Source organism: Sporofaciens sp. SGI.106 (assembly GCF_050314255.1).
In the GTDB taxonomy this organism is placed as follows: domain Bacteria; phylum Bacillota; class Clostridia; order Lachnospirales; family Lachnospiraceae; genus Claveliimonas.
The window spans coordinates 61,335-75,217 of record NZ_JBNPMZ010000012.1 but is presented as its reverse complement, the minus strand read 5'-3'; the positions used below and the strand labels follow the sequence as shown (position 1 = coordinate 75,217).

Genomic DNA, 13,883 nt, shown 5'->3' with positions numbered 1-13,883 from the left:
CCCTCCAATCCTATCAATCCGGATAAAGGTTCAGCTTCTCAAAGGCGGCATCGTCCATGGCTGAAACTTTACGGAGAACCGAGTCTGCCAAAGCAAAAAGCTCTGACTCGTCCTCCGAAAGCTGTTCCTTCATCAGTGTCAGTGCTTCACACAGCCCTGACCTTGTGCCAGGGCTGTAAAGCATCATCATGTTCCGCTCATCCTGTGTGAAATCCATCATTCAATCTCCCTTTCCGGGTGGCTCTTGGGCGGCTTATGGGAAACATCCGGCACGGGCTTTTCCTTTAACTGCTCCAACACCGAAGGACGTTCCTCTAATCCGGACGCTTTTCCGTTATTGATGATACCGTCAATCATCCCATAATCATCTTCCATTGCCATCTCTGCGTTTTTCAGGTAGTTTTCGGACTTCATAAAGTTTTCCAGCTTCTGAAACCCAACAGAATCTACATAGTGAAAGGATACCTCACCGACTACCTTTAAGGCTACGATGTCGCTGACCGACATACTGTGACCACGGAAATCATCCGGGTGGTCAATATTGAACTTTACATACAAATCTTCCAGCTGCCGATTCACATCCTCGGACATAGAAATGGAGCCATGATAGACCACCTCGTAACGGTCAATCTCAGGCTCCATTTCTTTCTTCTGAAGGTAGCTGTAATTTGCAAACATGAGCGGGATATTATCGTCTACATCTTCCCGCAGCTGAAGAATCGCATAGGAATCCGTGGGGCTTTCCAGAAAAGCAACCATTCTGTCATCCGGGGTGGTATTTCCGTGAACATCATCCCATTTTTCGTTTTTCATATCCGTGTCCTCCTTATCGTTCAGGCTCTTTGCGTTTGGGAGAGGGACTGGCAGGCGCAGCTTTTTCTGCGGCCTGTGCCAGTTTTTCCATGACCGACTCACGCTTCGGAGAGTCGAGCTTATCCAGCTGACTTTTCAGCACTTTGGCAACCTCAACCGCAGTTTCCTCACGGGCTTCTTCAATGGCTGTATTCAGGAACTCACGATACGGAGCCGTATTACCAGCGGCAAGATCTGCCTTGATTTCTTGGATATGCGCCTGCACATCATCGACCTGATCCATATATTCATAGGGGTCGAAGTTCTCTGCAAAACGGTCGTGCTTAAAAGCAAGCTCAGCGATAGGGTCATTGACCACCACCGCCTGTCTGCCGACTTCAAAAGCCTGCTCCATGACATCCTCATAGAACATTGCCCGCAGTTCCCGGCGCTCCAGCCCGAAGGATTCCAGAATATCCCGGCGGACTTCGAGCATGGACAGTTCAGGGTTATCAACCTGACCGCCATCAATCTCGTTGTAGTTTTCATCCAACAGGGTGTAGTCGTAACCATCTTCGCAGGTCTGCACCGCAAGGATTCTATCCTTTCCGACCTTCCATGCGGCTTCATCGCCCATAATCTCAGGCTCCGGCATATAGCTTGCGCCGTTGCGCTCCATAATTTCTGCAAACTGGCAGATATGAAACACATTGTATCCGATCTGCGTATGATACTCGTCAATGAAGGTGCAGGGCTTCACAACCATTTCATCCGGGTAGTGAATCTGCACACAGCTGCCATCGGGGATATGAAACAAATCCTTATAATGGCTGTCGATAAATCGGATTTCCTTACCATCCGGGTTGTACTCATTTGTCATTTGCGCTTTCCTCCATTTTCAAATTCCATACTGAACTTCGTTTTGCCATCATCTGATACCTCCATAAAGACGGTGGCATCAAAGGTGTTGCCCGTTCTTTCGGACTTGCAATTCTTGAGCTTTACCTTGCCGGAACCAAGCAATTTCTGCGCCGTGGCAGAAGTCATGCTCTTGCCGATGCTCGCAAAGTAGCGATTGTTTTTCCAGAGGGCAAATTTGCAAGCTCTGTTGGAACAGAAAAATGCCTTGGCTTTGTCCTCTACAGCACTGCCGCAGAGCGGGCATTTGCCGATAGAATTGGCTTCTTTCGACATCATAACCTCGGAATCACGGATTACTTCATAGTTCTGAATCAGACCGGCAATCACATCTTTGATCTCGTCCATAAAGTCCTCGCTGGCATATTCGCCTTTCTCAATGAGCAACAATTTTTCTTCCCAATCCGCCGTCATGGATGGGGACTGAATCTGTTCCGGCATGACTGTTACCAGAGCCGTACCCTTGTGGGTCGGAATCAGGTGTTTGGTTTTCTTATCACCCTTACGCTCCAGAAAACCGATGCGAACCAGCTTCTCAATGATACCGGCACGGGTCGCAGGCGTTCCCAAACCTTTGCGCTCCACCTCATCAGGCATTTCGTCCGCACCGGCAGTTTCCATAGCAGAAAGCAGAGTATCCTCGGTAAAGTGTTTAGGGGGAGATGTTTTCCCTTCCTTGATTTCCGTGCCGCTGACGGTCATTTCGTCACCAACGGAAACAGAAGGGAGTGTCTGCACGTTTTCGTCGGATTTTGTCGAATCATTTTTCTGAACCAGAGCTTTCCATCCATCCTGCACAACAGTTTTGCCTTTGGTGGAAAACACGGTACCGCCACAGTCCAGCTCAATAACTGTCTCTGCGTATCGGTGCGGATCGCCAACAGCTACGCACAACCGATTCGAGATCAGTTGCAAAATTGCAAGTTCACCCTTGGGAAGTTCGCTCAGATTGCATTTCTGCAATTCTCTGGTCGGAATGATGGCATGGTGATCTGTGACCTTTTTGTTATTCACAACCTGCTCTGCATGAACTGGTATGTTATCCACATCCTCCACGGGGAATGTGTGGAAAGCCAGCTTTACGAGGTCGGTCAGGCTATGTGCCATATCTTCCGTCAGAAACCTGCTGTCGGTACGGGGATAAGTGACCAGTTTCTTTTCATAGAGGTTCTGCGTGTAGTCCAAGGTCTGCTGTGCCGTGTAGCCAAGCACACGGTTGGCTTCTCTCTGTAAACTGGTCAGGTCATAGAGCGCAGGCGGCTTTTCTGTTTTCTCCTTACATTCAGCTTTCTGAACGATTGCCACCGAACAGCTTTGTTTGACAGCTTCGGCTGCTGCCTTGGTTTTGAAGCGTTCGCTTGCAGCCGTAAAACCATCCAATCCAATCTGAACTGTGTAGAACAGTTCAGGCTTGAATGCGGAAATGGCAGCTTCTCGCATAACAGCCATAGCAAGGGTAGGGGTCATAACACGACCAACATTCAGGGTCTGCCCGTAAAGGGTCGAAAAAAGTCGAGTAGCGTTAATACCAACAATCCAGTCGGCTCGTTCTCGACACAGTGCTGCTTCATACAAAGCATCATATTCCGTTCCAGACCTGAGATTTTCAAAGCCCTCCTTGATTGCTACATCTTCCATCGAGGAAATCCAAAGCCGCTCAAACGGCTTTCTGCACCCGGCTTTGTGGTACACCAACCGAAAGATCAGCTCGCCCTCACGACCGGCATCTGTTGCACACACAAGACTCGCAACATCTTCTCTGGCCATGAGCTTTTTCAGAATCCCAAACTGTTTTTTCGTACCGGCAGAAACCTCATACTGCCAGTCCATCGGGAAGATAGGAAGGTCTGCATAAGCCCATTTGCTGTACTTCGCATCATAGACTTCCGGCTGTGCCAGCTCCACCAAATGCCCTACACACCAGCTGACCACATATCCGTTTCCCTCTAAGTAGCCATCCTCACGCTTGGCAGCACCTAACACTTTGGCAATACTCTGTGCAACCGAAGGCTTTTCAGCCAAAACTAATTTCATTTGCATCTGCTCCTTTCACAAAAAAATAAGCAGCCACACACCGTAGTGCATGACTGCTATGTAAAAAGTTCGGAAAGGATTTTTGCAACCTGATACAATTTTCTGTTCTACAATCTCCGTCATAATAAAAATATCTCCATCATTTCAAAAGAGAATGACGGAGATATTTCACCTTGCTTATTCTTGTAGCAACCAATCGGCTATATCGTGAATTTCGATTCCTTCATAGCTATATTGGGGATGTTTGGTTCTGGCAATAATCATTTTCGGATAAGCGTCTCGAATCTGAAGCAGAGGAGAGCATTCTCTCTCAAATGTTTCCTGCCCGGAAATGTTGTCGCTGACCTGAATATAAATCTTTTCGCTACCTCTCTGAGCAACAAAGTCGATTTCCTTTTGATAGAGCTTGCCGACATAGACATCATATCCACGGCGAAGAAGCTCGATACAAACAACGTTTTCATATACTCTGCCATAGTCTATATTTCTGCTTCCCAGTATTGCATATCGAATACCGCTGTCACACAAATAGAACTTTTCAGAGCTTTCAAGGTATTTCTTACCTCGGATGTCATATCTCTTAATATCATAAAATACAAAAGCATTGCACAAATACTTAATGTACTTGCCGACGGTTACATGATTGGTTGGAGTCTCATTTGCTGTCAGTAGCTGACTGACCTTATTCGGAGAAGTCAGGTTGCTGATATTATCCATAAGGAACTCGCTCAGACGTTGTAAAACCAAAGTGTCCGGGAGAGTATATTTCTGTACCAAATCCCTTGTAACAATCGTTTCGTAGACCTCTTTGATATAGTTTGTTCTGTCTTTTTCGGTTCTATAAGCATAGGAACCTGCTAAACCGCCCTTGATAGCGTACTCATCAAAGAGCTTATCTTTGTCACTAATATCATCATAATACTGGCAATATTCCTGGAAGCTGAAAGGAAACACATGAATTTCAATATAGCGTCCGGTAAACAGAGTTGCCAGATCTGCACTCAACAGGAAAGCATTAGAGCCTGTTACATAGATGTCGTATTTTCCCTTAGAGTACAGGCTATTGATTGCCAACTCAAACTTGGGACACATCTGAACCTCGTCTACAAACAGGTAGTTCGTTTTTCCTTCCTGATAATGTTCTTCCACATAGGCGTGTAAGGCATGGTATTCCTTGATTTCTTCATACGCCAAATCCATGAAGTCGATGAAGATAATATTGATGTTTTCAAAATTGCTTTTCAGATACGCAATATACGCCTGCATCAATTTGGACTTACCAGATCGACGAATGCCCGTGATGATCTTGATGTCAGGAGTACCATTCAGTTCAATGATTCTATCGAGATATTTTGCTCTCGTGATTGTTTTCATATAGTCACCCGCTTTCAAAAATTGAAGTTTTTTCATTTCTCGAAACCGCTTCGCTGTACTTATTATACTGTCTGCTAATAGTATATGCAAGATGTCACTTTCAAAAACGCAAATTTTTTTATTTTTTGAAAGCGGAAACTATGTAAAGGCAACCCGAAGGCTGCCCCAGGCATCAAGCCTATCCTGTTTACACAGGTTCATTATCATCTTCATCGACGGAGCTATCTTCATCGTCGTCCTCAAACTCCGGATCGTACCCATAGTCCTCGTCATCGTCCACATAATCAGCATCTGGGTCAGGCTTTGCCGCTTCCTGTGCCTTCTTCTTTTCCTGGACTTTCTTAAATACGAAGAATCCACCACCACAGGCAAGCACAATCAGAGTAAGAATCGCCGGGAGCATATTTGTGGATTTCGGCTTTTCCTCCGGTGTCGGTTCTGTAATTTCAGGAACTGTTTCAACTACTTCCGGCTTTGTTTCCTCAACCGGCTTGGTGAACTCTGCAACTTCTTCCTCGTCCATCAGCTTGAGCAGGTCGGCTTCATCCACCTGATTCAGAAAATGCACGGTTTCCTCGCCCTTATCATCACGGTCAATGATGATATAGAAGTAGTTTCCGTTTTTGGTTACAGCGGTAATGAACTGCTTTCCGCTTTTCGTAGGCGAGCCAGCGTCATCAACCAAAGTCAGATTGCCGTCGGGAGTAAGCGGTAGCATCGGCTCCTCCGGCTCTGTTTCGGGAACTTTTTCTTCGACCGCAGGTTCTTCAGTCGCTACGCTTTCATCTACATAGGCAAATGCCGTTGTAGAAAACACGCCAAAACACATTGCACACGCCAGCAATGCGGCTCCAATTTTCTTAAATCTCATTCTGCGTTTCCTCCTCATTCATAGTATTGATCGTATCAGGCTTCGGAGCCATATCCGCAGCAAACATACGGAGCAGCTCGGAAAGCTGTTCGGGATTCAGGTTCGCAGCATGAACCATCTCATGGATTTCGGAATTTTCCTCCTCACGGTATCTGCGTTCCAGGTCTTTCACCTTAGCATCCCATTCTGCCCGTTTCTTACGGGCTTTTTCAAGGTCTGCACCTATTCTGTCTAACTTGGCACTCAATCGCCATCCCTCCTTTAGTTTCTGATTCTGCCGAAGCAGTAAAAATGCTGTTGCCAGTAATTCGATTCGATAGAAGCGTAGGAAATGGGGTTTCCGCAGTGGATCATCATACCATTGCCAACATAGATACCAACGTGTGATGCACCGGAGGTATCATAAGTGCCTTGGAAGAAAATCAAATCTCCCGGTTTGGCAGAGCTTTTCGGGATAATGTCGCATACGCCCATCAAACCGTTTGCGGTCAAACGACCAACACTCCAACCGTTTCCGCAGTGATTGATTACATAGGAAACAAATCCGGAGCAGTCAAAGGAGGTAGACGGGCTGCTGCCGCCCCACACATACGGGTATCCCAGATATTTTTCAGCTTCCCGAATCATATTGGCAAATCTTGTGTCTGTCAGCGCTTCGCCCGGAATATCATAATCGGTGTACTCGCCGCCAGGGGTGGCGTAAATGTCATTTCCGAAAATATCCGGTCTGTTGCCCCTTGTCTGAAGCAAAATTCTATATCGCTCCATATCATCTTCCGACAAGCCGGAATTTGAAATCACACTGTTCAAGCCCTTATTTCTGAGCTTCACATTCAGAATATAATATTCGTAATCTTCTTCCTCTGTTGTTGTCTCTCCCGTTTCGGGATCAGTAGAAGATGTTGTTCGTGTACGAATCTCTACTACTTCCGTCAGGGTCAGCTCATATTGTTGCTCAAATAGCCATTGCAGGGTAGCCTGCACCTCATCTCTGGTGTAATCCTCAAACTTCACCGTCAAATACGCCGCCAGCTCATAAGGATTGTGGTTGATTTCATCAAGGTCATACCGGTACTCGTCATATCCGCTATGAGTACGCTCGATATTATTGATTTTATTGCGGAGCGCAGCTTCCAAAGCCTTGTAATCATTGTCCGCACCAATAATATCTTCCTCTTTTGCAGTAAAAGAAGTTCCCAGAATGATCTGTGTGCCGCCTTGGAACATAGCCGAACAAGACGAGAACATCCCTGAGAGTATCATAAAAAGCAGTCCGGCAATCAAAACAAACAGAATCGTTTTAGAGTGTGTGGTGCAGAACTCCGTTACTCTTTCTGTGATGTTCTTGGCTCCCTGAGCTGCTTTGCCCGTTGCCTTGCCTGCACCCTTAGATGCAGAAGCCGTTGTCGAAGCGGTATTCTTACCGGCTTTGGCGGCAGCATATTCTTTCTTGATTGCCCTTTTCTGTTGCCAACGGGAAAAGGGATTGGAACCGGCATCGGGGTTGTCCTTTTTGAACTTCTCATACAGGGCATTTACATTTGCTTTATCTGACTTCTCAACCAGCTTTTCCGCCTTGTCGTAGGCTTTCAGCTTGTGACTGTAAACGGCATGATCGACGGTATAGACAGTGGATTCAACAGCCTTGGTCGTTTCCTGCACAGCCTGAACGCCGATATTATCATCCTCATATTCTGACACCGCCCGATGTGCTTTGGATGTGAGCGTGACTGCGGCACCACGGCTTGCCATGTGCTTTGCCACAGATGGGCGCTCGATTTCCGTAAACTCCGCTTTTTCAAAACGGAGCTTTGCTTTACGGGAACCGGCTGCATCTGTTTCCAGCTTTAGCTTCGGCTTTGCCTTTTTAGAAGCCAATTTGTCTGCCGCTTTTTCAGCCCTATCAACCGCCTTATCTGCACGGTCGGCAGCTTTCTTCACATGAGAATCTGCAAGGTCATCTTCGGTAAAACGGAGTCGTGTAGGTCTTTTCGCCATACATTACGCCTCCTTTTCCTGTGCCACCTCGTTTAACTTCGTGGTCATAATGCGATACAGTTCCAGATCTGTCGGGAATCGGTCAATGAACGGCAGAATCACATTGCCATAGAACAGAAGTCCTTCGCCCTCACCGGAGTTGGTTACATAGGACAGCTGATGCGGCGAAATGTTCAACCGCTGTGCCAGAATACTTCGGTCATCGCTTGCCTGATTCAGCATATAGATGAAATCAGAGTTTTCGAGGATGTTGGCAATCTCCGGGGAACGAAGCAGGTCTTTGACATTCTGAGTAATACCGGTCGGCAAGCCGCCCCATTTACGGAATCGCTTCCAGATTTCTACGGAATAGGTTGCCGTCTGTTCTTCCTTCAGAAGCAGATGGAACTCGTCAATATAATATCTGGTCGATTTACCGGCAGAACGGTTGGCAGTTACACGCCCCCAGACCTGATCCTGAACGATCAGCATACCGATTTTTTTCAGCTGATTGCCCAGCTCCTTAATGTCGAAGCACACCAGACGATTCTGAATATCCACATTGGTTCTGTTGTTAAACAGTTTCAGAGAACCCTTAACATAGATTTCCAAGGCGGTCGCTACATGGTGGGCTTCCTTTTCGTCCTGTTTCAGAAGGGCATCATACAAATCCTCAAGGATCGGCATATTCTCAGGGGCAGGATTGTCGAAATATCTCTGGTAAATCTGATGCACACAACGGTCGATAACCGTCTTTTCGATAGGCTGCAAGCCATCCTTACTGCCCATAATCAACTCACAGAGGGACAGGATAAAATCAGCTTTCAGTGCTACCGGGTTGTCATCCTCAGAGTAGTTCAGGTTGATGTCCATAGGGTTGATATAGTTGGTACTGGAGGAGCTGATTTTTACCACCTGACCATTGAACTTGTGAACCAGAGCCGCATATTCCGCTTCGGGGTCGCAGATGATAATATCGTCATCCGTAACCAGGAACGCATTGGTGATTTCACGCTTTGCGGAAAAGGATTTACCGGAACCGGGAGTACCCAGAATCAGTCCGTTGGGGTTCTTGAGCTTCTTTCTGTCCACCATGATAAGGTTGTTCGACAGAGCATTCAGCCCGTAATAGAGCGTTTCTCCACCATTCTGGAACAGCTCCTGCGTGGTGAAAGGCACAAAAATAGCCGTGGAACTGGTAGTCAGGCCACGACGAATCTCAATCAGGTTTTGTGCCAAAGGCAGGCTGCTCATCAGTCCGGATTCCTGCTGAAAATCCAAACGACGCAGATTGCAGTTATGCTTCTGGGCGATGCTCTGTGCCTGGAACACATTGTTCTCCAGTTCCTGCTCGGTGCGCCCGGTGTTCAGCACCAGAAATGTCACCATGAACATTCGCTCATTCTGGCTCTGCAATTCTTTCAGAAGTGACTTCGCATCTTTACCATAGGTAGCAAGGTCAGATGGGATAATGTCCATGTCATAGCCAGAACGCACAGCCTTTTTCTGTTCCTCGATTTTGGAACGGTCAAGCTCGGTGATGATTCTCTTGATGGTCTTAATCGCCGCAGTCTGGTCAACCGACTGGATGTGCATGGTCACGATCTGCGTGGATTCCATATCCAGAAAATCCGCCAGCATACGATCAGACAGGTCTGATGCCGTAATTGCCAGATAAGACATCGAACCGAAGATACTGCCCATCTGGAAGGTGCGGTTGGTCTTAAAGGCAAACGCCGTCGGAGCAATGAAGTCCTTTACGGACAGCCCGGATTCCACAAGATACTTCCAATCGAAGAAGAACTTATCATTATCACCCATGTGGAACATAGAGTGCATCAGATGCAGCCGCTCTTTGCCGTTCATGGTAGTGGCAATGACACCCAAACGCCGAAAGTTATTGAGCAGATCGTTTTCGATATGGTTGAGTCTCGGCTTTGCCTGCCGCATGGATTCGGCTTCAATGCCGAATGTCAGGTACTTGGTTTTGGTCAAGCCGTTGTTGCCCTGCGCCAACTGCTTTTTCAGCATCTGGCTATACTCGGCACGGACGGGATTGAAGCTGTCCTTCTTGAACGGGATACGGATACTCTTTTCAAAGCTTTCAGCATCGGTACTCAGGTTCATAAAGGAAAGCTCAAAGTGAATGGAGCTGTCAAAGAAATTCAGGAAACTGCACCACTCATCGAAGATGGCAGTCTTATCTTCCTGCTGTGCCAGCTGATAGTTGATGTCCTGAAACTGAATGGTCTTGGTGTAATAACTGTCAGTGACACGGCAGATGCCATCCGGGAACATTCTCTGAAAGGGAATGGACTGCTGTGCAGTCTGCGGAATACCGTTGTCCTTCTTTGCCCGTTCCACAACAGCTTTAATTTCTCGCTGCTGCTTCCGATTCAGATTTGCAGGCATTTTGATGTTTCTTGCCTGTGGCTTCTTTTTGAAAAACAATTCGTTCAACCTCCTTTTCCAGTTTGTACTGACGCATCAAAGCGTCATAATAGTTGTCCGTCTGATAAGGGCGAACCTTGGGACGAACGAATTTGGTCTGAATGAAGTGTTCTACAACCACTTCCAACGGCTGACTATCCTTTTCATACATTGCCAGAAAGAACAACGGTAACATGACGATCATCATGGACAGTGCTGCAAGGCTCACATTTCCGGTTGCTTTGACCAGAAAGAAAATCGGCACTCCGATGAGCGCCGCCGCACCAAAGCAAAGTAACTGCCGTTTCGTCAGATTGAAGAACACTTTTGTTTTTACCCTCGTCAGGTCACGAGGTACGGGAATATACGCTGCCAAACAATTTCCTCCTTCCCTTAGTGAGCGCTGAATACACCCTTCGCAAGCGAACCAGTCTTAAACAGGGTGAAGCACAAAAGGACGGTGTAGCCCATAACACCCCAGATAGAACCGATGATGTCATCACTGAATGCGATAGACTGAATCAGCACCGCATAAATGCCCACGCAGATCATAATCAGGAATCCCTGGAATCCGATTGCAAACAGCGAACGCAGATAATTCTGTCCGATATTGCTCTGTTCTCTGTTTCCAAAAGTGGAAAGCGGAATCGGGGCAAGGCTGACCATCAGATAAATTTCAATCATTCGACCGTAGACGATCACAAAGATGATGATTGCCAAAGCGGACATCGTGACCTGCACGATAAAGGATTGCAGGAACAAGCCGAGCAAAGGACCCAAATCCATTGCCATCAGCGTTTCTTCCATTGTTTCCAATGCCGAAGCATCTATGGCAGTATTTCCGGATATGATACCGGCGCTTGCGTTTATAACGTGCTGTGTCACATCAAACACAGCCATCGTGATATTGAATGTGTTTGTGATTAACATGACCGCAACAAAAGTCTTGAACACCCATTTGAAGAAGATCCAGGTTTCAAAATTTGCCAGATTGTTGTGGTCAATAATCATCTGAATTAGCTCATAACAGGCAATGAAGGTCAGAATCAAGCCTGCGATTGGGATAATCACTGACTCGGAGATGTTTCGTACCATGGCAAAGACACCCGGCGAAAAATTCGCCGGGGTCATGCCAACGGAGGTTGCTATCTCGCCAACCTGGTTGTTGACGGACTCAAACATCCCCGACAGATTTCCCATAATAGCTGAAACGAGCATTTCTTTCAGCCAGTCTGTGATCTGTTGGAGTATGCTGTCCAAAGGCGATTACCTCCTTGTTTTGTGATTAACCGAACAGTCCGGAGAGCAGAGGTACAAGGGTGGTGCCGATGAGGGCAACACCGCCGCCAGCCATGAGCTGTTTCATCCCCAATTAGGTGTAAAAACTCTGCTCGATGGCGGGCGGCGGCGTACAAAAAATCTATATGGTGTTGTTAAGAGAACCGTCCCGGCGGGACAGGTCAGGCAGTGACCTGTTCCACCTCCGGGATGGGTTTGAGATTAAAATGAATTTCGATAGAAATGTGTCTTGTTTTATCTTCGTCAATGCGCTCATGCACAACGATTTCTTTGATTAAGCGGTTGAGGGTGGCTGCGTCCAGCTCTGTGATGTTGGCGTATTCCTGAATGGCTTCCACCCATTGTTTTGCATCATTGGCAAGCTGGACTTCATCGGACAGCCGCTTTCTGCCCTCGGACACTTTTGTTTTAAGCTCCGTCTGCTCGGTCTGTGTCTTTTCCAGCATGGTGTTGAAATTCTGCTCACTGATACGCCCTGCAATCATATCCTCATAAAGCCGCATGACCATTTTGTCCAGAACCTCAATCCGTTCCTCGTCCCTTGTAAGGGAGCGTTCCATTGCTTCCCGCTGTTCCCGCTGCTCGGCTTCACAGGTATTGGTCAGGCGGTCGGCAACCGCTTCCCCGTCCATCAGGGCAGCTCTGGCACATTCCCGGATTTTCCGCAGCACATGGCTGTAAAGGGTGTCATAATCAATCCGGTGCTGGGTGCAGTGGTTCTTTCCAAAGGCATTGTAGGTCTTGCAGGAGTAAATCCGCTGGGGATGTTTAGCGTTTGTGTAGCGTACCGTCAGCGACTTCCCACACTCGCCGCATTTTAACAGTCCGGCAAACAGGCTGATTTCATTGGTCTGCCCCGGACGCTGGCGGGATTTCAGCTTGTTCTGCACAATGTCAAAGCTCATGCTGTCAATCAGCGGTTCATGCTGTCCCTCCACCACAATCCAGTCCTCCGGCTTCTTTTCCCCAATCGTGCCGATTTTGAAGCGGTAGTCCTTTTTCTGGGAAGCAATCGCCCCGGTGTAGACGGGATTCATCAAAAGGTCTTTGATAACGGAGAAGTCCCACATATACCGCCCGTTTTCTGGGTCTTTCTTTTCCCATTTGGTGCGGGTATTGCGAAGCCCCCGTTCCCGGTTCCACCATGTAGGGCAGGGGATTTTTTCTTTCTCCAGCCGTCTGCGGATATAGTTCGGACCATGACCGTTCAGGGCATATCCGAAAATCAGCCGCACAATCGGGGCGGTTTCCTCGTCAATGAGCAGATGGTTTTTGTCCTCCGGGTCTTTCCGATACCCAAACGGGGCAAGACACCCGGTAAACTGTCCTTTCTGCGCTTTCAGAAGATAAGAGGAATGGACTTTCTTGGAAATATCCTTGCTGTACATCTCGTTCAGGATATTCTTGAACGGGGCAATGTCGTTGTTATCCCGCAGGGTGTCGATGCCGTCATTCATGGCGATATAGCGGACACCGTTTCTTGGGAAAAAGTCCTCAATCAAATGCCCGGTTTGCAGATAATTACGCCCCAGTCGGCTGAGGTCTTTCGTGATGACAAGGTTGATCTGCCTGCGCTCAATGGCTCTCAACATTCTCTGTAGGTCAGGACGCTCCATGTTAAGACCTGTGAAGCCATCGTCCTGATAGACTGCCACAACCTCCCATCCCTGCTTTTCGCAGTATTTTTCCAGCATATCACGCTGGTTTGCGATACTGGCACTTTCGCCTTGCAGGTCATCGTCCTTTGACAGCCTGCAATAGACCGCCGCACGATAACCCCCGGCAAGTGCCGAACCGATTGTTCTGTATTCCATTTCGTTCATCATAGCCATTTACCCACACAATCCAGACGGTATCTGGCTCTTTTGAACCTCATCTTCATTATAGCCTATATCTTTCTTTTTAGCAAGATATTCTTTTGCATTTGTCTTTCCGTATTTCTGGGAAATCAGGCTGACGAACACATCAGTGGCGTCAAGCTCCCCGTCAAATACAGTGGTCACATGAATCTCTGTTTTGTTTTTTGCCATAGGCAGTTATCCTCCATACATGAAAATAGCCAGACAGAGGGTGTCGGCAACGAAGTCCGGCAACGGACTTCAAAAGACCTTGCAAACAATCTCAATCTGGCGATGGTTACTATTTATACTTTTCTTTTATTTTTTTGTTGTTTTGGTTGTTATAAGGG

Annotated in this window: 13 protein-coding genes and 1 pseudogene; all 14 read right to left on the bottom strand. The window is 47.4% G+C overall.

What is annotated here, in order from left to right; genetic code table 11:
* Nucleotides 1-13 precede the first annotated feature (13 nt).
* Nucleotides 14-220: a transposon-transfer assisting family protein gene (locus ACQRCC_RS10070; RefSeq protein ID WP_002578948.1), complete on the bottom strand. Its 207-nt coding sequence runs from the start codon at nucleotides 218-220 to the stop codon at nucleotides 14-16.
* Nucleotides 217-813 carry a YodL domain-containing protein gene (locus ACQRCC_RS10065; protein WP_002304389.1) on the bottom strand — a complete coding sequence of 199 codons (597 nt, stop codon included), beginning with the start codon at nucleotides 811-813 and terminating at the stop codon, nucleotides 217-219. The genes ACQRCC_RS10070 and ACQRCC_RS10065 overlap by 4 nt, the downstream gene beginning before the upstream one ends.
* 13 nt (nucleotides 814-826) lie before the next feature.
* Nucleotides 827-1,672, bottom strand: a complete 846-nt coding sequence (locus tag ACQRCC_RS10060; RefSeq protein ID WP_427850655.1) for an LPD16 domain-containing protein — start codon at nucleotides 1,670-1,672, stop codon at nucleotides 827-829.
* Nucleotides 1,669-3,744, bottom strand: a complete 2,076-nt coding sequence (locus tag ACQRCC_RS10055; RefSeq protein ID WP_002578949.1) for a DNA topoisomerase 3 — start codon at nucleotides 3,742-3,744, stop codon at nucleotides 1,669-1,671. The genes ACQRCC_RS10060 and ACQRCC_RS10055 overlap by 4 nt, the downstream gene beginning before the upstream one ends.
* 177 nt (nucleotides 3,745-3,921) lie before the next feature.
* Nucleotides 3,922-5,154: an ATP-binding protein gene (locus ACQRCC_RS10050; protein WP_002304383.1), complete on the bottom strand. Its 1,233-nt coding sequence runs from the start codon at nucleotides 5,152-5,154 to the stop codon at nucleotides 3,922-3,924.
* A gap of 151 nt (nucleotides 5,155-5,305) precedes the next feature.
* The gene (locus tag ACQRCC_RS10045; protein ID WP_002578950.1) at nucleotides 5,306-5,989 is read right to left on the bottom strand and encodes a DUF4366 domain-containing protein; all 684 of its coding nucleotides are present in this window, start codon (nucleotides 5,987-5,989) and stop codon (nucleotides 5,306-5,308) included.
* Nucleotides 5,979-6,236, bottom strand: coding sequence for a DUF4315 family protein (locus ACQRCC_RS10040; protein ID WP_002304378.1), 258 nt, complete (start codon nucleotides 6,234-6,236; stop codon nucleotides 5,979-5,981). Before ACQRCC_RS10040 ends, ACQRCC_RS10045 begins: the two co-directional genes overlap by 11 nt.
* A gap of 14 nt (nucleotides 6,237-6,250) precedes the next feature.
* On the bottom strand, nucleotides 6,251-7,987 hold the full coding sequence (locus ACQRCC_RS10035; RefSeq protein WP_002304377.1) for a C40 family peptidase: 1,737 nt from the start codon (nucleotides 7,985-7,987) through the stop codon (nucleotides 6,251-6,253).
* A 3-nt stretch (nucleotides 7,988-7,990) separates the two neighbouring features.
* Nucleotides 7,991-10,378 (bottom strand): VirB4-like conjugal transfer ATPase, CD1110 family, encoded by a 2,388-nt coding sequence (locus tag ACQRCC_RS10030; RefSeq protein WP_002588967.1) that lies wholly within the window; start codon nucleotides 10,376-10,378, stop codon nucleotides 7,991-7,993.
* Nucleotides 10,338-10,772 carry a PrgI family protein gene (locus ACQRCC_RS10025; protein WP_002304375.1) on the bottom strand — a complete coding sequence of 145 codons (435 nt, stop codon included), beginning with the start codon at nucleotides 10,770-10,772 and terminating at the stop codon, nucleotides 10,338-10,340. Before ACQRCC_RS10025 ends, ACQRCC_RS10030 begins: the two co-directional genes overlap by 41 nt.
* A gap of 17 nt (nucleotides 10,773-10,789) precedes the next feature.
* Entirely contained in the window at nucleotides 10,790-11,656 is an 867-nt protein-coding gene (locus tag ACQRCC_RS10020) for a VirB6/TrbL-like conjugal transfer protein, CD1112 family (protein ID WP_002304374.1), read from the bottom strand.
* Nucleotides 11,657-11,681: 25 nt separating this feature from the next.
* Nucleotides 11,682-11,765 (bottom strand): annotated as a pseudogene (locus ACQRCC_RS10015) (Maff2 family mobile element protein); the annotation flags it as partial.
* A 91-nt stretch (nucleotides 11,766-11,856) separates the two neighbouring features.
* Entirely contained in the window at nucleotides 11,857-13,527 is a 1,671-nt protein-coding gene (locus tag ACQRCC_RS10010) for a recombinase family protein (protein WP_002584321.1), read from the bottom strand.
* Entirely contained in the window at nucleotides 13,528-13,725 is a 198-nt protein-coding gene (locus ACQRCC_RS10005; protein WP_002592708.1) for a hypothetical protein, read from the bottom strand.
* Nucleotides 13,726-13,883: the final 158 nt, after the last annotated feature.